The sequence below is a fragment of the Sphingomonas radiodurans genome, assembly GCF_020866845.1.
Taxonomy (GTDB): Bacteria; Pseudomonadota; Alphaproteobacteria; order Sphingomonadales; family Sphingomonadaceae; genus Sphingomonas; species Sphingomonas radiodurans.
In genome coordinates this window covers 1,161,283-1,180,132 of the sequence record NZ_CP086594.1, presented here as the reverse complement: position 1 = coordinate 1,180,132, position 18,850 = coordinate 1,161,283, and the positions used below count along the sequence as shown (strand labels likewise).

Genomic DNA, 18,850 nt, shown 5'->3' with positions numbered 1-18,850 from the left:
GGCGGTCGAGTCACGATGCACCGCGGCTCGCGCGATGCATCGTTCGGATCGTCAGAAGTTGAATCGCAGGCCGGCCTCGAGACCGTGGGTCTTCAACCCCCGAACGCGAACAGATCCAGCAAGCGGGACATTCAGGTCAGTGCCCGGTGTCGCGAAATAGCGATAGCCGAAGGAGGCGGTTAGCCGATCGTTTACCGGGCCGCTCAGTCCGGCCATCCCCTGATAGGCGAATACGGCCTTGGTGCCCGAAACCGTGCCGATGCTCGCTGGCAGGGCGCCTGCGGGAAGGCCGACCGCGCCGACATCGCGCGCGCGAAAGCGCGATACGCCCGCGCCGCCGCCAAAGTAGGGGCGTACCGAGCCCAGACCGAACGATGGCTCGAGATACAGATTGGCCATTGCGCTGAGCGCCGACACGTTGCCGGTCCCAGCGACACGCAACCCGAACCCCGTCGCGCTATCAACCGATGCGCGACGATAACTGCCCTCGACTTCTCCACGGAGCGGGCCGACGCGACCGCCGACCGCAGCCAAAACCATATATCCGTCGTCAAGCTCAGCCGAGATACCGGCATCGGTACGAAGACGCTGGTTCAGGACAAGTCCGCCGCCGACTGCAACGTAAATTGCTCGATCATCGGATAAAGAACGCTCAGCTGTATTGCCATCATCAGCTGGACCGTAGCTGTTGTCCTGGGCGAAAACGGGAAATGCCACTAATAGACAGGCGGCAGTCGCCGCGACGGAAACAGATTTAATCATCAAACTCTTCCTGCTGTAATCCCTTATGATTATTCGCAGGACGATGATCACGCACTAACGTATCGCTACTTAAGTCATTAATTTTGTGTGATTATGATCTAGACTCGCCGCCTGTCTCGTTCTCTTGGCGCGCGCCGACGCCCACGAAGATAACGCCGGGCCGTACGGTCAGCATAGCTGTGGGTCAGCCGCGAAAAGCAGTCACACGTCCGCGAGCGGTGGAATAGCCGGTAAAGCTGGAGGCCCGACCGGGAATCGAACCCGGGTGCAAGGATTTGCAGTCCTCTGCGTCACCACTCCGCCATCGGGCCCCGATGCCAGCGAGCGCGGGCAGATGCGGCGGCGCGGCGGGCGTGTCAAGTTTCGCAATTGGCGTAGCGGCCTGCGCGAGATAAAGCGCAGGCCGCGACGACGTGTATTGCAACGCTAAAACAGCTGTGCGACAGAATAGGGCCATGACGATGACGATCGACCGCCAACCCGATGGTGCCGCTGCGGCTTTTCCGGCTCTGGACGATGTAGCCCAGGATTATGTCGCGATGCGCACGGCGATGGTCGCGAGCCAGCTGCGGACCAATGCGGTGTCGGACGCGCGCGTAATCTCCGCAATGGCCAGCGTGCCGCGTGAGCGTTTCGTGTCGGCCGATCGCGCGGCATTCGCCTATCGCGACGCGCTGCTGTCGCTGGGCGGGGGGCGCTTTGCCAACCTGCCGATCGCCACCGGACGCTTGCTGACCGAGGCGCGGCTGCTCGCAACCGATCGCGTTCTGCTGATCGGCGCTGCGACGGGTTATACCGCCGCGGTGCTTGCACGGATCGTGGCGGCCGTCGTGGCGGTCGAAGTCGATCCGGCACTGGTGGCGCGCGCGCGCGCCGCGCTCGCCGGCGAGGATCGTGTCACGATCGTAGAGGCGCCGCTCGAAGTCGGGCATCTCGAGGGTGGCCCGTATGACGTGCTGATGATCGATGGTGCGGTCGAGCGTATCCCCGAGGCGCTGGTGGCACAGGTTGGTGTCGGCGGGCGTGTCGTCGGGGGGCTGGTCGATCAGGGCGTCACGCGGCTGTCGGCCGGGCGACGCAGCGCGGGCGGGTTCGCGATGATGGACTTCGCCGATATCGAGTGCTGCGTGCTGCCGGGCTTCGCGACGCCGCCGAAATTCACCTTCTAAGAGGCTCCCGATGACGCGCGTCATTCCCACTACCCTGGCGCTTGCCTTGACGCTTGCGGTCACCGCCGCACCTGCGGAGGCGGAAACGCTGCGCGAGGCGCTGGCGCGCGCCTATCAGGAAAACCCGACGATCACCGGCAGCCGGGCACAGCAGCGCGCGGTCGACGAAAACGTGCCGATCGCGCGCTCTGCAGGCCGGCCATCGCTCTCGACCAATGGCAGTGCGACCGAGAATTTCGTGCGCAGCGGCAATTCCTTCACCACCCCCGAAAAGCTTGCGCGAGCACAGCTGTCGCTCAACGTGCCCTTTTACTCGGGCGGTGCGGTGCGAAACTCCGTCCGCGCGGCCGAGACGCGCGTCGAGGCGGGGCAGCTGGGCCTGCGCGGCACCGAGGCGTCGCTGTTCACCGAAGTGGTCGCCGCTTATAACGATGTGATCCGCGACGAGGCGATCGTCGGGCTCAACACGCAGAATGTCCGCGTGCTCGAAACGAACCTTCAGGCAAGCCGCGACCGATTCCAGGTCGGCGACTTGACGCGCACTGACGTGGCCCAGTCCGAAGCTCGGCTCAGTCTGGCGCGCGCGCAGTTGCAACGCGTGCAGGCGACACTGATCGGCAGCCGCGAAAACTACGTCCGGCTGGTCGGCAGCGCGCCAGGGCTGCTCGAAACGCCGCCGCCGCTCCCCAATTTGCCGCAATCCGCCGATGGCGCGGTCGAGGTGGCGCTGCGCGACAATCCCAACCTGCTCGCGGCGCTGAAGCAGCGCGACGCAACCGCGTTCGACATTCGTGTCGCGAAGGCTGGCCGGCTGCCGACGCTCGGCGCCGGGCTGACCGGTGGATACGTCAATTATCTCGGCTCACTGGGCGGCGACACTGGGCTCGGGGTCGGGCAGACCGGCACGACGCTCGGCGTCGGCCTCAACGTCACGTTGCCGCTGTTCCAAGGCGGGCGGCCCGCGGCGCAGGTGCGACAGGCGCAGGCCAATCGCGCGCTCGCGCTTGAGAACGTCACCGCGGCCGAGCGTCAGGTGATCTCCTCGTCGCGCTCGGCCTATGCGGTGTGGCAATCGTCGCTGCAGGTGATCAATTCGTCCGAACAGGCAGTGGCCGCCAATCGCCTGAGCCTGGAGGGCGTGCGCGCCGAGAACAGCGTCGGTAACCGCACGATTCTCGACATCCTCAATGCCGAGCAGGAACTGCTCAACAGCCAGGTCACGCTCGTGACGGCGCGGCGCGACGCTTATGTCGCCGGCTTTGCACTGCTTGCCGCGATGGGGCAGGCAGAGGCACAGGATCTTGGGCTAGATGCCGGGCCGCTATACAATCCGGCGGACAATTATCGTGACGTGCGCGGGCGCTTCTCCGATTTCGGCGACGGCCCGGCGCCGGTTCCGATCGCGCCATCGACCGCCAATGTGCCGCCGCAAGACGCTGCCGTCACCCGTCCGCTCGATCCGCTGCTCGACAGCAAGGTTGACAGGAGCCCGGCGTTGACGACAGGTGAAAACGCACCAAACCGCTGACTGTCAGCGGCGTCGCCACGGGGGTGGATTGCGCGCATGGGGGATGTTAGCGCCGAGCCGTCGATGGAGGACATACTGTCCTCCATCAAACGCATCATCGCGGAAGAGGGCGACGACCGTCCGGTCCGTCCACGACGCACGCCGATCCGCGCTGTTCCTTCGACCGGGATTGATCCCGCGTTCGACGAAGACGACGCGGAGGAAGTGCTCGAACTGAGTGATCCGATGCCGCCAACGCCGCCCCGTCCCGTATCGTCCGCTGCAGCCGCTGATCCGACGCCGCCGATCATGTCGGAAGAAACTGCCCAGGCGACCCGCGGCGCGCTCGATACCTTGTCTCGGTTGCTTGTGAAGCCTGATCCATCGAGCGACGGCACGCTCGAAGGCCTGGTGCGCGACATGCTCCGCCCGATGCTGCGCGACTGGCTCGATGCGAACCTGCCGGCGATGGTAGAAAACCTGGTGGCGCGCGAAATCGCGAAAATCACGCGCAGCGGGGCGTAGCGCTCCGCCGCGAACGCGAGTTGTCGCATCGGTAACGATCTGCTTTACCCCGCATCCATGAGGATGCCCCTGTCCGCGAGCCTGATCGCGCTCGCCGTCGCCGCGACACCAGCCGCTGCCCGCCAATTGACCATCGAGGACGTGACGATGCTCAGCCGGGTCGGCACGCCGGCCGTCTCGGCGGACGGCCGATGGATGGTCTGGGCACAACGCGAGACTGATCTTGACGCCGACAGGGGCCGCTTCGATCTCTGGCGGCTCGATCTGTCGCGCCGCGGCGCCACGCCGCAGAAGCTGCTCGCCGACCCTCAGAAAGACGAAAACGAGCCGCAGATCGTCGGCAGCACCGTCTATTTCAGTATGGACGACGCGATCTGGTCGGTCCCCGTCACGGGCGGCACCCCGCGCAAGCTCACCAACTTCACGGGCGGGTTCAACGGCTTCAAGGTCGCGCCGACCGGCGACAAGCTCGTCGTCTGGGCCGATCGCCTGCCCGGCGCGCCCAGCCTCGAGGAGCCGATGATCCGCAAGCTTGCCGATGCTGGCTCGGGCCGCACTTACGATCAGCTCTTCGTGCGGCATTGGGATACGTGGAGCGAGGGCAAGCGCCAGCAGCTGTTCGTCCTCCCGCTCGGCGTGTCGGGCGCGGCCGGCAACGGCAAGGCGATCGTCGGCGCGCTGGTCGGCGACACGCCCTCCAAGCCGTTCGGCGGTGGCGAAGAAGTCTCGTGGAGCCCCGATGGCAAGACGATCTACTTCGCGATGCGCGAGGCCGGGCGGATCGAGGCGACCTCGACCAACCTCGATATCTTCGCGGTGCCCGCAGACGGCAGCACCGCACCGCTGAACCTCACCGACGCCAACGACGCGACCGACAATCTTCCCACCGTTTCGCCCGATGGCCGCAAGCTGGCGTATTTCGCGATGCGACGCCCAGGTTACGAGGCCGACCGCCAGGTGCTGACCGTGCGTGACCTCGCGAGCGGCCAGACGGTGTCGCTGACCGAGCGCTGGGATCGTTCGGTCGCCTCGATTGCTTGGGCGCCTGACTCGCGCGCGTTGTACGTCACTGCCGACGACACGCAGGAAACGCCGCTGTTCCGCGTCGACGCCACGACCGGCGAGGTGAAGCGGCTGACGCAGCTGGGGCATGTCGGCGCCGTCGCCGTCACCCCGGCCGGTCCGATCGTGGCGCTCGATTCGCTCACCGCGCCGGCCGACTTCTACCGCGTCGCCAGCACCGCCCCGCAGCGCCTGACCAGCGTCAACGCCACGAAACTCGCCGGGATCGACATGCCCGTCGTCGAGCGGTTCAGCTTCACCGGCGCGAACAACGATCAGGTCTGGGGCTATGCCGTGAAGCCCGCCGGCAGCACCGGCAAGGTGCCGGTCGCGTACATGGTCCACGGCGGCCCGCAGGGGTCGAGCAACAACAGCTGGTCGTACCGCTGGAACCCGGCGGTGTTCGCGGGTGCCGGCTACGGTCTCGTCGCGGTCGATTTCCACGGGTCGACCGGCTACGGTCAGGGCTTCACCGACGCGATCCGCAACAATTGGGGCGGCTGGCCGCTTGAGGATCTCAAGAAGGGCCTCGCCGCCGCCACCGCCAAGTTCACCTGGCTCGACGGCGACAATGCCTGCGCGCTCGGCGCGTCCTACGGCGGCTATATGATGAACTGGTTCGAGGGCCAGTGGCCCGATCGCTTCAAGTGCATCGTCCAGCATGACGGCGTCTTCGACGCACGCGCGATGGCGTACGAAACCGAGGAACTCTGGTTCGACGAATGGGAGCATGGCGGGAAGACCTATTACGAGGATCCCGCCGCGTTCGAGAAGTGGAACCCGGTCAATCACGTTGCCAAGTGGAAGACGCCGCAGCTCGTCATCACCGGCGAGAAGGACTTCCGCATCCCCTACACGCAGGGCCTTGCCGCGTTCACCGCGCTCCAGCGCCGCGACATCCCCTCGCGCCTGCTGGTGTTCCCGAACGAAAACCATTGGGTGCTGAAGCCGAAGAATTCGCGGCAATGGTATCGCGAGGTACTCGGCTGGATGGACAAGTGGACGGGGAAGACGCCGGCCAACCAGTAATCTCTCGTCATCCCGGCCTTGAGCCGGGATCCCGCTTCTTCTTGTCAGCTGTCACATAGCAGCGGGACCGCGGATCAAGTCCGGGGTGACGTGGTGGGTGCGGCAGGGGACTTGGGTTCCCCCCACCGCCCAGCTAAGGCACGCGCATGAGCGAGCTGCCCAAAACCTTCGACCCCGCCACGATCGAATCCCGCTGGTACAGCCATTGGGAAAGCAACGGCCTGTTCCGCCCCGATCGCCCCGGCGCGGAGCCGTGGACGATCGTCAACCCGCCGCCCAACGTCACGGGCTCGCTTCACATCGGCCATGCGCTCGACAATACGCTGCAGGACATCCTCACGCGACACGCGCGGCTGAAGGGCAAGGACGCGCTGTGGGTGGTCGGCACCGATCACGCCGGCATCGCCACGCAGATGGTGGTCGAGCGGCAGATGGGCCAGATGAACCCGCCGCAGAAGCGCACCGATTTCACGCGCGACGAGTTCGTCGAGAAGGTCTGGGCGTGGAAGGCCGAGAGCGGCGGCGAAATCACCGGCCAGCTGCGCCGGCTGGGCTGCTCGATGGACTGGGCGAACGAGCGGTTCACGATGGACGAGGGCTTTAGCAAGGCCGTGCTGAAGGTGTTCGTCGACCTTCACCGCGAGGGCTTGCTCTACCGCGACAAGCGCCTCGTGAACTGGGATCCGGGCCTCGGCACCGCGATCAGCGATCTCGAGGTCGAGACGCGCGAGATCAAGGGCCAGTTCTGGCGCCTGCGTTACCCGCTCGAGGATGGATCGGGGTTCATCGAAGTCGCGACGACGCGGCCCGAGACGATGCTCGCCGACATGGCGGTCGCGGTCCACCCGACCGACGAGCGTTATGCCGCGCTCATCGGCAAGAACGTGCGCTTGCCGATCACGGGGCGGCTGATCCCGATCGTTGCCGACGAACATGCCGATCCCGAGCTCGGCTCGGGCGCGGTGAAGATCACGCCCGGCCATGACTTTAACGATTTCGAGGTCGGCAAGCGCGCGGGCTTCGCGGCTGGCGCGATGCTCAACATGCTCGATGCAAAGGCGAATATCGTGCAGGTCGCCGACGGGCTGATCCCCGCCGACCTGATCGGGCTCTCGACCGCCGAGGCGCGCAAGGCCGTCGTCGCGCGGCTGAAGGCTGACGGCTTCCTCGTGCCGCACGTCGACAAGGACGGCGAGGAACACGACAGCGAGCCGCGCACGATCCAGACGCCGTTCGGCGACCGCTCGGGCGTGGTGATCGAGCCGTGGCTGACCGATCAATGGTATGTCGACGCCAAGACGCTCGCCGCGCCTGCGATCGAGGCGGTGAAGTCTGGCGCGATCCGTATCGTGCCGAAGACGTGGGAGAAGACGTTCTTCAACTGGATGGAAAACATCCAGCCTTGGTGTGTCTCGCGCCAATTGTGGTGGGGGCACCAGATCCCGGCTTGGTATGGTCCTGGGTTAAAAGACGGGGTGATAACCTATGATCTGAGTGGCAGTGCGATTGCACCTGTCCCGTTCGTCACCGAATCTCAAGATGAGGCTATTGCGGCTGCCACTGATTTCTATCGGGAGCACGGTCGCCAGCCACGCCTCTTCTCCGAACTAAAAGCCGTAGTGAATTGGATGGGGTCGTCTGAGTACGATCCCGCTTACGTCGGCATTTGGCGCGATTCCGACGTGCTCGACACGTGGTTCTCTTCCGCACTCTGGCCGTTCGCGACTATGGGCTGGCCGGACAACGCCGACCCTGCGCTCGCCGGGCGTTACCCCAACGACGTCCTCATCTCGGGCTTCGACATCCTGTTCTTCTGGGACGCCCGCATGATGATGCAGGGCATTCACTTCATGAAGGACGTGCCGTTCCGCACGCTCTACCTCCACGGGCTCGTCCGCGCGGCGGATGGCGCGAAGATGTCTAAGTCCAAGGGCAACACCGTCGATCCGCTCGGCCTGATCGACAAATACGGCGCCGACGCGCTGCGCTTCTTCATGGCGGCGATGGAAAGCCAGGGCCGTGACATCAAGATGGATGAAAAGCGCGTCGAGGGGTATCGCAACTTCGCGACGAAGCTGTGGAACGCCAGCCGCTTCTGCCAGGCGAACGGCATCGGCGGCTCAGCCACGCTCGAAGCGCCCGTGGCGACCTCGGCGGTGAACAAATGGATCGTCGGCGAATGCATCAAGGCGATCCAGTCGGTCGACCTGTCGCTCGCCGAATACCGCTTCGACGCCGCCGCGAACGCGATCTACCAGTTCGTCTGGAGCCAGTTCTGCGACTGGTATCTCGAGCTGATCAAGGGGAGCATCGACGAGGAGACGAAGGCCGTTGCAGGCTGGGTGCTCGATCAGATCCTCGTCGTGCTCCACCCGTTCATGCCGTTCATCACCGAGGAACTGTGGCACGCGCTCGCGCCGCGCGAGCATGACCTGATCGTCGCGCACTGGCCGATGGCCGACGCGCGATCGATCGATCCCGCCGCGGCGCAGGAGATCGACTGGCTGATCCGGCTGGTGAGCGAAGTGCGCTCCAGCCGCACCGAACTCAACGTGCCCCCCGGTGCGCGGCTGCCATATGCGGTGGACGATGCGGGCGCCGACACGCAGGCGCGCATCGCACGCAACGAGGCAACGATTGCCCGCCTTGCGCGGATCGCGCCGGGTGAGGTCAGTGGCGGTACCGCGCAGGTGGTGCTCGACGAGGCGACCTTCCGCCTCGGCCTCGGCGACGTGATCGACCTTGCCGCCGAACGCACCCGCCTCGCCAAGGCGATCACGGCGGCCGAAAAGGAGCGCGACGGGCTCGCCGGCCGCTTGGGCAACCCGAGCTTCGTCGAACGCGCCAAGCCCGAGGCGGTGGAAAAGGCGCGCGCCGATCACGCTGAGAAAGCTGCCGAAGCCGAGCGCCTGTCGGCGGCACTGGCGCGGCTCGGCTGATCCACCCACCCTCCGTCACCCCGGATCAAGCCCGGAGTGACGGGGTGAGTTCGGCGCGACCAGCCTGTCCTACACCGCCCCTCCCATGGCAAAGCATCCGCTCACCATCGAAGCCGCACGAATGTTGAGACCAACCGCGCCACAGCCTCAACTTCCTCAACATTCGCGCATCGCCGCACACCACGCTTGTCCCGCGACCTCACCTGCCGCAAGGACATACGAAGACCGGAATAATCCCGGCACCACGCGATAGGGGGAGCGAGATGGAAGAACCTGCCGCCCCCCATCACGGCCGCCCCGGCCAGCGCGATCTCACCACCGGGCCGATCGGTTCGGCGCTGCTGATGTTCGCGCTGCCGACGCTGGCGTCGAACGTGCTGCAGTCGCTGAACGGCTCGATCAACGCGATCTGGGTCGGGCGTTTCCTCGGCGAGCGTGCGCTCGCGGCGACGTCGAACGCCAATATCATCATGTTTCTGATGTTCAGCGCGGTCTTCGGCTTCGGCATGGCGGCGACGATCATCGTCGGGCAGAGCTGGGGCCGGCGCGATGTGGATGCGGCGCGGCGTGCGTTCGGATCGGCGATCGGGCTAGTGCTGGCGGCCTCGATCGTCGTTGCCGCACTCGGCTGGACGTTCGCGCCCGAGATCCTCGCCGCACTCGCAACGCCAGCGGAGGCGTTTCAACCGGCACTCGATTATCTGCGCGTGATCTTCCTCGCGCTACCCGCCTCGATGCTGCTGGTGCTGATGTTCATGGGGCTGCGTGGCACCGGCGATTCGGTGACGCCGCTCTGGTTCATGGCGCTATGCGTGGTGATCGATGCCGGGATGAACCCGCTGCTGATCGCCGGCTATGGCCCGTTCCCGCGGATGGGGATCGCTGGGTCAGCGACTGCGACGCTCATCGCCAACATCGTCGCGCTGGCGGCGCTGGTGGCGTGGATCAGGTGGCGCGATCTGCCGCTGCGGCTGAAGGGCGCGGAATTGCGCTACATCCTGCCGTCGTCGGCGCTGGTGCGCATGATCCTCGGCAAGGGGCTTCCGATCGGTGCGCAGATGCTGGTGCTATCCACCTCCGCACTAGCGATGGTCGGGCTGGTCAACCGCAACGGCATCGATACCGTGGCGGCGTACGGCATCGTCCAGCAGCTCTGGGGCTATGTGCAGATGCCCGCGATGGCGATCGGCGCGGCGGTTTCGGCGATGGCGGCGCAGAATATCGGTGCCGGCCGGTGGGATCGCGTCACGCGGATCACGCGGTCGGGGTTGCTCTACAATGTCGCGATCACTGGCGTTGCGGTGGCGCTGGTGCTGACCTTCGATACCGCGATCATCGGGCTGTTCATTCCGATTACCAGCCCCGCGCTGCCGATCGCGCAGGACATCAGCCTGATCGCCACCTGGGGCTTCATCATGTTCGGCGGCACGATGGTGCTGTTCGGCGTGGTGCGCGCGAACGGTGCAGTCTGGGGCCCGCTCGCGATTCTGACGATCTCGATGTTCCCGGTGCGGTTCGGCGTCGCCGTCGCGCTGACGCCGCTGTTGGGGCCCGACGCCTTGTGGTGGAGCTTCCCGGCCGGGTCGGCAGTGAACGTCGCGCTCGCCGCGCTCTACTATCGGTACGGACCATGGCGGGCGGGCAAGCTGCTGGTGCCTGAGGAGCATTGCGAGGAGCGCAGCCGCGCCGATATCGAGCCCGGCGGCGGGCTCAAGCCGGCGACGTAGCCTCTTCGCCCGCGGGTTCGGGCGCTGGCGCCATCACCCGGATTACCCCGGCGGCGATCTTCGCGCGCACCGGCGTGCGCGCCAGCACCTCGCCGTCGATCGAGATCGGCAGGCTCGGTCGCGTATCTACCTTCAGGTCGCAGCCGGTGAAGTTCACCGTATCCTGGTGTCGCGCTTCCATGCCGAAGAAGCTCGAGAACCAGTTCTTGATCAGCGTGCGCCGGTACCGCCCGGTCACCGCCTGCACCACGATCTGCCCCGAATCGATTTTCGCCTCGTCCACCAGCCAGGTGCCACCATGATAAGGCCCGTTCGAGATCCGCACCTCGACCACCCGCAGTCGCTTTTCCTCGATTCCGTCGTCTATGGTGAGGATAAAGGGCCGGAACTTGAGATACTGCACCGCTGCCCAGCCGAGATACCCGACCCGGCCGAGCAGCTTCTTGAGCCCGTGCGGCACTGTCTCGGCGATCTGTGGCGAGAGGCCCATCGCGGCGCAATTGGCGAAGTAATCGCCGTCGATCATGCCGAGGTCGATCTGCTTGGGCACGCCGGTCGCGAGCACTTCGATCGCGCCGTCGATGTCGAGCGGCAGGCCGAGCGTGCGCGCGAAGCTGTTGGCCGTGCCCAGCGGCAGCACGCCGAGGATCACGTCCTGCCCAACCAGCAGGTCGACGAGTCCGCTCACCGTCCCGTCGCCGCCGCCGAAGATGACGAGATCGGGCTTCTTGGCTAGCGCGCGCTTAACCGTCGCTTCGAGCTGGTCGGGCTTTTCGACGGCATGCGCGTCGACTGGGAACGGCAGCGCCGCCAGCCGCTCGCACGCATGCTTGAACAGCTTCTGACCCTTGCGGGATTTGGCGTTGACGATCAGCGCCGCCGATTTGATCTCGCTCATGGCCGCCCTAACGCGCGAAACCGCGTTTCGCCCCCGTAACGCTTGCAGGCACGAACGGCCCGGCGCAAACACCGGGCATGCATGCTTCCTTCCCCGCGCTGCGCCTGCGCCGCACCCGCTCTGCCGACTGGAGCCGCCGTCTTCACCGCGAGACTGCGCTCGCCCCGGCCGATCTGATCTGGCCGATGTTCATTGCTGATGGGGAGGGGGTCGAGGAGCCGATCGCGAGCCTGCCCGGCGTGTCGCGCTGGTCCGTTGACGGCATCGTCGCGCGCGCGAAGGAAGCCCATGCGCTGGGCATCCCGTGTGTGGCGCTCTTCCCCAACACCCCGCCCGCCTTGCGCACCCCCGACGGCGGCGAGGCGCTCAACCCCGACAACCTGATGTGCCGTGCGATCCGCGCGGTTAAGGATGCGGTGCCCGACATCGGCATCCTCACCGATGTCGCGCTCGATCCGTACACTGCGCACGGCCACGACGGGCTCGTCGATGACGCTGGCTATGTCCTCAACGACGCCACCGTGGATGTGCTGGTCGGCCAGTCGCTCAACCAGGCCGCGGCGGGCGCGGATATCATTGCGCCGTCGGACATGATGGATGGCCGCATCGGCACGATCCGTGCAGCGCTGGAGGGGGCGGGGCACGCCAACGTCCAAATCATGGCCTATGCCGCCAAATATGCGAGTGCCTTCTACGGCCCGTTCCGCGATGCGGTCGGTAGCCGTGGGCTGCTGAAGGGCGACAAGAAGACGTATCAGATGGATTACGGCAATGCCGAGGAGGCACTGCGCGAGGTCGCGCTCGATCTCGCCGAGGGCGCGGACAGCGTGATGGTGAAGCCCGGCCTGCCGTATCTCGACATCGCGCGGCGCGTGAAGGAGCGCTTCGAAGTGCCGGTGTTCGCGTACCAAGTGTCGGGCGAATATGCGATGATCGAGGCGGCCGTCGCGGCAGGAGCCGCGGATCGCGACGCGATGGTGGTCGAGACGCTGACGGCGTTCAAGCGGGCTGGTTGTTCGGGGGTGCTTACCTATCACGCGGCGCATGCCGCGCGGCTGCTGGGTGCATGATCGAGACTGAGCGATTGTTTCTGCGCCGGCCGGAGCCAATCGACCGCGCGCCGCTGCATGCGATGTGGGCGGACCCGGCGGTGATGGCCGATCTTGGCCCGGTGAAGACCGAAGCGGACAGTGATGCCGCGCTCGCGCGCCATGCGTCCTACGCGCCGCTCGGCTTTCGCGCGGTGGTGCGGCGTGCGGATGGCGCGACGATCGGCTTTTGCGGCCTGAAGCCAGGCGCGCCCGATACGCCGATCGCCGGGATGCTCGAAACGGGATGGATGCTGGCGACGCCATTTTGGGGTAGTGGCTATGCCTATGAGGCTGTAATCGCCAGTATCTCCTGGGCCTGGGCCAATCGCGTCGAGCCGGCGATTGTTGCGATTACGGCGCGGCAGAATGCGCGGAGCCGGGGTTTGATGGCGCGGCTGGGCATGCAGCATGATCCGGCGCTCGACTTTGAGCATCCGCAATTTGCCGCCGACGATCCCCGGCGCGACACGGTCACGTACCGAATCGAGCGTCCGTGATCGACACAAAGCGGTTGATTTTGCGTCGTTGGAGGGATGCGGATGTCGCACCGTTTCACGCGATGGGGCAGGATGCGGAGGTGATGCGATACCTCGGGCCACCGATGGACATTGCCGCGTGCGCGGCGATTGCCGAGCGGATGAACGCGATGGCGGACGCGACGGGCGATTGTTTCTGGGCGATCGAGCGGCGCGCTGACGGCGCATTTTTGGGGTTTTGCGGGATCAAACCCGGGCCGAGCGACACTCCGATTGCGGGCCTTCCGGAAATTGGCTGGCGTTTTTCGCGTCCTTCGTGGGGCCAGGGCCTCGCGCGCGAAGCGGCCGCGGCCTGCCTCGAGCGCGCGTGGCGGCGCGGCACCGATCGGGTGCATGCGATCACGGTGCCGGCCAACGAGCGCAGCTGGGGATTGATGATCCGGCTGGGCATGACGCGCGTCGATGGCGGCGACTTCGATCACCCCGCGCTCGACCCGGCCGATCCCCTTCGGCGCCACGTCCATTATCTTATCGAGCGACCCCAGAATGACTGACACCACCCGGGCGCCGCGCGTGCTGTTCGTCGCGACGATCCTCGCGGGATCGTTCCTGCTGTTCCTCGTCCAGCCGATGGTCGCGCGGATCGCGTTGCCGCGGCTTGGGGGGGCGCCGGCGGTGTGGAACTCGGCGATGCTGGTGTACCAGGCGCTGCTGCTCGCGGGCTATGGCTATGCGCATGCGCTGGGCCGCGTCTCGATCCGGCGACAGGCGATCATTCACCTCGCGCTGCTGGCGGTGGCGATGCTGTGGCTGCCGATCGGCGTGCTCGCCTGGCCATTGCCCGAGCAGACATCGCCCGAGTTGTGGGTGCCGTGGTTGTTCGCCGCCTCGATCGGGCCGCTGTTCGTCGCGGTGTCGGCGCAGGCGCCGCTGATGCAGCGCTGGTTCGCCGCAGCACGGCCCGGCGAGGATCCGTACCGGCTGTACGCCGCCTCCAACCTCGGCAGCTTCGCCGGGCTGATCGCATATCCGCTGCTGGTCGAGCCGCTGATGCCGGTCGATGGGCAGCGCTGGCTGTGGAGCGCGGGCTATGTCGCGCTGATCGTGCTGGTCGCGCTGATCGCGACCCGCCTGCCGCGCGGCCATAGCGAGATGGCGGTGGCCGCGGATACCGCACCGCCGACAGCGCGGCGGATCGCGCACTGGATCGCGCTCGCGCTGGTGCCGTCTGGGCTGATGCTGGCGACGTCGACCTATATCACGACCGATATCGTCGCGATGCCACTGCTGTGGGTGATCCCGCTGGGGCTGTACCTGCTCAGCTTCACCGTCGCCTTTGCGGACAATCGTGCGCCGGCCGATTTCATCGTCCGTGTCGCGCCAGTGACCATCCTGCTGTTTGGCGGCATCATGATCGGCGGTTTCCAGATCGCGCCGCTCTACGGCGTGGGCCTCGCGCTCATGCTGCTGTTCATGGCGTCGGTCGCGCTGCACACCGCGATGTACCGCCTGCGGCCGGCGCCCGAGCGGCTGACGGGGTTTTATCTCGCCATGTCGATCGGCGGTGCGCTGGGCGGATTGTTCGCCGGGCTGCTCGCGCCAGCGCTGTTCGACTGGACGTGGGAATATCCGCTGCTGATCCTGGCGGCGGGTGCGCTGGTGCCGCAGATGTTCCTGGCGCCGGTGATCCGCACCCTGTGGTCGCGGGCCGGCGGCGTGCCGGCGCTCGCGGCAGTCGCTGCTACGCTGGCGCTGCTGCTGGCGCTGCGGCAATGGGCGTCGCCGGAATATTTTGGCGAACAGCGTACCGGCCTCGCCTTTGGCGTGATCACGATCGTCGGGCTCGCGTCGATCGGTGCGCGGCATGCTTATGTGACGGTGCTTGCGGTATCGCTGGCGCTGTTCGGCGGGATCAGCGCGCTGCGCGACACGCTCGCGGGCGACATTCGGACACGCAGCTATTTCGGCGTTTATCGGATCGCCGAAACGCCTGACGAACGCACGCTGGCGCACGGCACGACGCTGCACGGCACGCAATTGCTCGGTACGCCCGAGCGCGAACAGATGCCGACGACCTATTATGTCCCCTCGTCGGGCGTCGGCCGCGCGATGACGCTGGCGCCGGCGCTATACGGCATGGACAGCCGGATCGGCGTCGTCGGGCTCGGGACGGGGACGCTCGCTTGTTATGCCTGGCCGGGGCAGGATTGGCAGTTCTTCGAGATCGATCCGGTCGTCGCGAAGTTGGCGCGCGAGCGCTTCTCATTCCTGCGGACGTGCGCGCCTGACGCAAAGATCGTATTGGGCGATGCGCGCCTTTCGATCGCGCAGGCGGCGCCGGGAGCGCTCGACCTGCTCGCGCTCGACGCCTTCTCGTCGGATTCGGTGCCGATCCATCTGCTGACGCGCGAAGCCTTCGCCGATTACGCGCGGGCGCTTCAGCCCAAGGGACTGCTGCTGGTCCATATCTCGAACCGCTTCCTCGATCTCACCCCGGTCGTCGCGGCGGCGGCGGAAGCGGGCGGCTGGCGCGCGATCGCGCTGGTCGATCGCCCCGCGGCGCTGACCGATGGCGGGTCGATCTCGCACTGGGTTGCGCTGTCGCGGGATCCGCAAGCGATCGATCGGCTGAAGGGGCTGGGCAAGGGATGGATCGGGCTGCCGCATTATCCGGGGTATGCGGGCTGGAGCGACGATTATGCGTCGATCATCCCGTTGCTGCATCGGTAGCGTGGGGCCTCTAGAGCCGTCGATTCATTCCTCCCCTGAAAGGGGAGGTGGCAGCCCGAAGGGCTGACGGAGGGGTGTCGCCCTCTCGATAGCGGGACACCCCTCCGTCGCGTGCCGCGCCACCTCCCCTTGCAGGGGAGGATCGACAAGGGGAAGTTCGATCCCCTTCGCCTCTTGTTACTAGCGGTGTGCCCAATGCTTCGAGACGACCATTCGACAAGCTCAGGGTCTCCTCAGCACGAACGGGTTGGGTCCGCACGAGTGAGTTACGGGTTGGATCACTCGCTTCCGCGTTCGACCGAGTCGAGGATGCGCGTGCCCGCCATGAAGACCGTGAGCGGGCAGACCGCGAACAGCAGCCAGCCGCCGACCCCGGGATATTCGTGGACGTAATGCACGCCGCGTTCGGTCGCGCCGAGGCCCAGGCCATAGATCACCATGAAGGCCTCGAACTTGGTCTTGATCGTGAACAGTCTGGCGATGCGCGTGAACATGCAATGAGTTAAGCAAAGCCCGCGCCAAGCGAGGTTTTCCGCCATTCACGCGTTAACGAGGATGGTTACCTGTCAATTAACCCGACAAGATCGAGCGCCTCGACCAGCGCGCGGCGCGCCTGCGTGATCTGCTCGATCAGCGCGGGATCGCCGATTGCGTCGAACGCGATCGCCTCGGGCCAGTGCGCCGCGATCACCGCCGCGAGCCGATCGAGCTTCTGCGCATCGACCAGGAAGCGCGGATCGACGAGCGCTGGATCGCAGGCGACGCGCAACCGCAGGCACGCCGGCCCGCCGCCATTGGCCATCGATTCGCGCACATCGACCACCTCGACCGCGCGGATCGGGCCATTGCCGGCGAGATGCTCCTGCAGCCAGCCCCAGACCGCGGCATTTTCGCGCGCTTCGGCGGGCACGACCAGCGTCTGCGCCCCGGTGCCCGCGGTCACGAGTTGCGCGTTGAACAGATAGGACTGGATCGCGTCGGCGAGGCTCACGCGCGCCGCGGGTACCTCGACGATCTCGACCTCGGGCATCAGCCGCCGAAGATCGGCGTAGAAGCCGTCGCGGTCCGCGAATGCCTGTTCGTGCGCGAACAAGGTGCGTTCGTTGGCCACCGCGACCACATCGTTGTGGAACGCGCCCGCGGCGATTGCCTCGGGGGATTGCTCGACCAGCAAGGTCCGTGCGGGATCGAGACGATGCGCGCGCGCGACTGCTTCGGAGGCCTCGCGATGCTGGCGGGCCGGGAACGGTCCACCCGCCTCGCCATAGACGAAGATCTCGATGCCGGCGTCGCCGTGCGTCGATGTCAGCCGCATATGATTCGCCGCGCCCTCGTCGCCGAACGGCGCCGGGATCGGATCGTGGACGACGAAGCCGGGATCGGCGAACGCAAGCCGCAGCTGCGCGAGCGTCGCTGGCCATTCGTGGCTGCGGTGCGGCATCGTCACCAGATTGGCGACGGTCAGATGGCAGCGGCCGTCCTCCGTGTCGGGCGCCGGCGAGACGGTGGCGGCGTTGGCGGCCCACATCGGGGAGGCGGACAGCGCGCGGGCCTGAAGGTGAGCGGCGGCGCTTTCATAGTTGGTGTGGAGTGCTGCGAGCCAGCGATGATCGGGGCGCGGATGGGGAAGCAGGATGCCCTGTGTCAGCCCGAGTGCGAGGTTGGCGCGCATCTTGGCGATGCCTTGCAGCGCGGCGGCGCGTGGTTGCGCGGTCGCGCCCGCGTTGCGGGTGGCGGCGAGGTTGCCGGGGCTTAGGCCGGCGTAATTGTGGCTCGGACCGATGATGCCGTCGAAGTTGATTTCCTGGATCATGGCTGATCGCCGCATCCGTTCGTCCCGAGCATCGTCGAGGGACCGTGCCGCAACGGTGTCTCGACTGCGCTCGACACGAACGGGGAGGAGAGGGCTCTTTGCTTCATGACGAGGCCATCAAATCCGCGCCACGTGCAGCACGCGCGCATCTTCCTGCGCGCCGATCACCCGCGCGCAATCGGGATCGATCACCACCGCGTCGCCGATCTCGCGCAGATTGCCGTAGGCGCAGCGGAACTCGGACAGCTGCCCGTGCGCCACGAGCGACTGCGCGCCGCCGTCGCGATCGACCGCCATCACTGGCGCCGCGCGGGCTTCGCGGATCGATCGAATCGAGTCGATCCGTGCGGTCATCGTCGGGCCGCCGTCGAAGATGTCGACGTATTTCTCATACGCGAATCCTTCGTTTTCGAGCATCCGCATCGCCGCACGGCCCGAGGGATGCGGCAGGCCGATTGCGGCGCGCGCGGTTTCCGAAAGCATGGCGATATAGATCGGATGCTTGGGCATCAGATCGGCGATGAATTGGTGGCCGTTGACCCCGTTGAAGGCGTCGGCATCCTGGAAGTTCATGCCGAAGAAGCGCCCCGCAAGCCCGTCCCAGAAGGGCGAGCCGCCGGCTTCGTCGATCACGCCGCGCAGCTCGGCAAGGATACGATCGCCGAAGCGCGCGCGATGCGCCTTGATGAAGAGGTAACGGCTGCGCGCGAGCAGCAGGCCGAGCCCGCCGGCGCGCTCACCGGGGTGGAGGAACAGCCCGCCGACCTCGCTCGATCCTTCGAGATCGGTGGTCAGCGCGAGCATTTCGGCGCGGAAGGTGCGCTGCAGCTCGCGGCTGTGCTGAGTCAGCGTGCTGATGCGGTAGCTGTAGAAGGGGTGGCGCTCGCCGACTTGGGTGAAGATCTGGCACGTGCCGCGGATCTCGCCGGTCGCCGTGTTTTCGAGGATCAGGACGAACAGTTCGTCAGCGATGCCATCGTCGGTGCGGGCGAAGGCGGCGTGGCTGCGATCGAGCTTGGCCTTGAGCGCCTGTCGATCGGGCGGCAGGTTCGTGAAGCCGCCGCCGGTGAGCTTCGCCATTTCGTAGAGGTGCGGCAGATCGGCGTCGCGCGCGGCGCGGAC

General features: G+C 66.5%; 15 protein-coding genes and 1 tRNA gene. 10 read left to right on the top strand and 6 right to left on the bottom strand.

Annotated features, from left to right (window positions below; all coding sequences use genetic code 11):
* Nucleotides 1-51: 51 nt before the first annotated feature.
* Nucleotides 52-813 (bottom strand): outer membrane protein, encoded by a 762-nt coding sequence (locus tag LLW23_RS05675; RefSeq protein WP_228947799.1) that lies wholly within the window; start codon nt 811-813, stop codon nt 52-54.
* A 186-nt stretch (nt 814-999) separates the two neighbouring features.
* Nucleotides 1,000-1,073: transfer RNA gene (locus LLW23_RS05670), tRNA-Cys, on the bottom strand.
* Nucleotides 1,074-1,223: 150 nt separating this feature from the next.
* On the opposite strand from LLW23_RS05670, the gene LLW23_RS05665 reads away from it, so the two are divergent.
* The 6 genes from LLW23_RS05665 to LLW23_RS05640 all read left to right on the top strand — a co-directional run bounded on the left by LLW23_RS05665 (nt 1,224) and on the right by LLW23_RS05640 (nt 10,720).
* Nucleotides 1,224-1,931 carry a protein-L-isoaspartate O-methyltransferase family protein gene (locus LLW23_RS05665; RefSeq protein ID WP_408642036.1) on the top strand — a complete coding sequence of 236 codons (708 nt, stop codon included), beginning with the start codon at nt 1,224-1,226 and terminating at the stop codon, nt 1,929-1,931.
* A gap of 10 nt (nt 1,932-1,941) precedes the next feature.
* The gene (locus LLW23_RS05660) at nt 1,942-3,459 is read left to right on the top strand and encodes a TolC family outer membrane protein (protein WP_228947798.1); all 1,518 of its coding nucleotides are present in this window, start codon (nt 1,942-1,944) and stop codon (nt 3,457-3,459) included.
* Between the two features lie 36 nt (nt 3,460-3,495).
* Nucleotides 3,496-3,963, top strand: a complete 468-nt coding sequence (locus LLW23_RS05655; RefSeq protein ID WP_228947797.1) for a DUF2497 domain-containing protein — start codon at nt 3,496-3,498, stop codon at nt 3,961-3,963.
* A 57-nt stretch (nt 3,964-4,020) separates the two neighbouring features.
* Nucleotides 4,021-6,054: a S9 family peptidase gene (locus tag LLW23_RS05650; RefSeq protein ID WP_228947796.1), complete on the top strand. Its 2,034-nt coding sequence runs from the start codon at nt 4,021-4,023 to the stop codon at nt 6,052-6,054.
* 146 nt (nt 6,055-6,200) lie between these two features.
* Entirely contained in the window at nt 6,201-8,993 is a 2,793-nt protein-coding gene (locus LLW23_RS05645) for a valine--tRNA ligase (protein ID WP_228947795.1), read from the top strand.
* 263 nt (nt 8,994-9,256) lie between these two features.
* Nucleotides 9,257-10,720 carry an MATE family efflux transporter gene (locus tag LLW23_RS05640; RefSeq protein ID WP_228947794.1) on the top strand — a complete coding sequence of 488 codons (1,464 nt, stop codon included), beginning with the start codon at nt 9,257-9,259 and terminating at the stop codon, nt 10,718-10,720.
* Here LLW23_RS05640 and LLW23_RS05635 read toward each other — a convergent pair.
* On the bottom strand, nt 10,704-11,618 hold the full coding sequence (locus LLW23_RS05635; RefSeq protein ID WP_228947793.1) for a diacylglycerol/lipid kinase family protein: 915 nt from the start codon (nt 11,616-11,618) through the stop codon (nt 10,704-10,706). The two genes, LLW23_RS05640 and LLW23_RS05635, sit on opposite strands and share 17 nt — an antisense overlap.
* Nucleotides 11,619-11,695: 77 nt before the next feature.
* Between LLW23_RS05635 and hemB the strand changes: the two genes are divergently transcribed.
* Genes hemB through LLW23_RS05615 form a run of 4 tightly spaced genes read left to right on the top strand, consistent with a single transcriptional unit; the run spans nt 11,696 to nt 15,915 of the window.
* A complete protein-coding gene (gene hemB / locus LLW23_RS05630) occupies nt 11,696-12,688 on the top strand; it encodes a porphobilinogen synthase (RefSeq protein WP_228947792.1) in 993 nt (330 codons plus the stop codon).
* On the top strand, nt 12,685-13,206 hold the full coding sequence (locus LLW23_RS05625; protein WP_228947791.1) for a GNAT family N-acetyltransferase: 522 nt from the start codon (nt 12,685-12,687) through the stop codon (nt 13,204-13,206). Before hemB ends, LLW23_RS05625 begins: the two co-directional genes overlap by 4 nt.
* A 20-nt stretch (nt 13,207-13,226) precedes the next feature.
* Nucleotides 13,227-13,739: a GNAT family N-acetyltransferase gene (locus tag LLW23_RS05620; protein ID WP_228947790.1), complete on the top strand. Its 513-nt coding sequence runs from the start codon at nt 13,227-13,229 to the stop codon at nt 13,737-13,739.
* Nucleotides 13,732-15,915, top strand: coding sequence for a spermidine synthase (locus LLW23_RS05615; protein WP_228947789.1), 2,184 nt, complete (start codon nt 13,732-13,734; stop codon nt 15,913-15,915). Before LLW23_RS05620 ends, LLW23_RS05615 begins: the two co-directional genes overlap by 8 nt.
* 278 nt (nt 15,916-16,193) lie before the next feature.
* On the opposite strand, the gene LLW23_RS05610 is transcribed toward LLW23_RS05615, so the two are convergent.
* The 3 genes from LLW23_RS05610 to LLW23_RS05600 all read right to left on the bottom strand — a co-directional run bounded on the left by LLW23_RS05610 (nt 16,194) and on the right by LLW23_RS05600 (nt 18,808).
* On the bottom strand, nt 16,194-16,409 hold the full coding sequence (locus LLW23_RS05610) for a hypothetical protein (protein WP_228947788.1): 216 nt from the start codon (nt 16,407-16,409) through the stop codon (nt 16,194-16,196).
* Nucleotides 16,410-16,474: 65 nt separating this feature from the next.
* Nucleotides 16,475-17,728 (bottom strand): N-succinylarginine dihydrolase, encoded by a 1,254-nt coding sequence (locus LLW23_RS05605; RefSeq protein WP_228947787.1) that lies wholly within the window; start codon nt 17,726-17,728, stop codon nt 16,475-16,477.
* 117 nt (nt 17,729-17,845) lie between these two features.
* Nucleotides 17,846-18,808 carry an arginine N-succinyltransferase gene (locus tag LLW23_RS05600; protein WP_228948480.1) on the bottom strand — a complete coding sequence of 321 codons (963 nt, stop codon included), beginning with the start codon at nt 18,806-18,808 and terminating at the stop codon, nt 17,846-17,848.
* Between the last annotated feature and the right edge of the window lie 42 nt (nt 18,809-18,850).

Excerpts from the sequence above, each read along its gene's own strand:
- LLW23_RS05665 (WP_408642036.1), top strand. The coding sequence starts at position 1,224 with ATGACGATCGACCGCCAACCCGATGGTGCCGCTGCGGCTTTTCCGGCT.
- LLW23_RS05660 (WP_228947798.1), top strand. The coding sequence starts at position 1,942 with ATGACGCGCGTCATTCCCACTACCCTGGCGCTTGCCTTGACGCTTGCG.
- LLW23_RS05655 (WP_228947797.1), top strand. The coding sequence starts at position 3,496 with ATGGGGGATGTTAGCGCCGAGCCGTCGATGGAGGACATACTGTCCTCC.
- LLW23_RS05650 (WP_228947796.1), top strand. The coding sequence starts at position 4,021 with ATGAGGATGCCCCTGTCCGCGAGCCTGATCGCGCTCGCCGTCGCCGCG.
- LLW23_RS05645 (WP_228947795.1), top strand. The coding sequence starts at position 6,201 with ATGAGCGAGCTGCCCAAAACCTTCGACCCCGCCACGATCGAATCCCGC.
- LLW23_RS05640 (WP_228947794.1), top strand. The coding sequence starts at position 9,257 with ATGGAAGAACCTGCCGCCCCCCATCACGGCCGCCCCGGCCAGCGCGAT.
- LLW23_RS05635 (WP_228947793.1), bottom strand. The coding sequence starts at position 11,618 with ATGAGCGAGATCAAATCGGCGGCGCTGATCGTCAACGCCAAATCCCGC.
- hemB (WP_228947792.1), top strand. The coding sequence starts at position 11,696 with ATGCATGCTTCCTTCCCCGCGCTGCGCCTGCGCCGCACCCGCTCTGCC.
- LLW23_RS05625 (WP_228947791.1), top strand. The coding sequence starts at position 12,685 with ATGATCGAGACTGAGCGATTGTTTCTGCGCCGGCCGGAGCCAATCGAC.
- LLW23_RS05615 (WP_228947789.1), top strand. The coding sequence starts at position 13,732 with ATGACTGACACCACCCGGGCGCCGCGCGTGCTGTTCGTCGCGACGATC.
- LLW23_RS05610 (WP_228947788.1), bottom strand. The coding sequence starts at position 16,409 with ATGTTCACGCGCATCGCCAGACTGTTCACGATCAAGACCAAGTTCGAG.
- LLW23_RS05605 (WP_228947787.1), bottom strand. The coding sequence starts at position 17,728 with ATGATCCAGGAAATCAACTTCGACGGCATCATCGGTCCGAGCCACAAT.
- LLW23_RS05600 (WP_228948480.1), bottom strand. The coding sequence starts at position 18,808 with ATGGCGAAGCTCACCGGCGGCGGCTTCACGAACCTGCCGCCCGATCGA.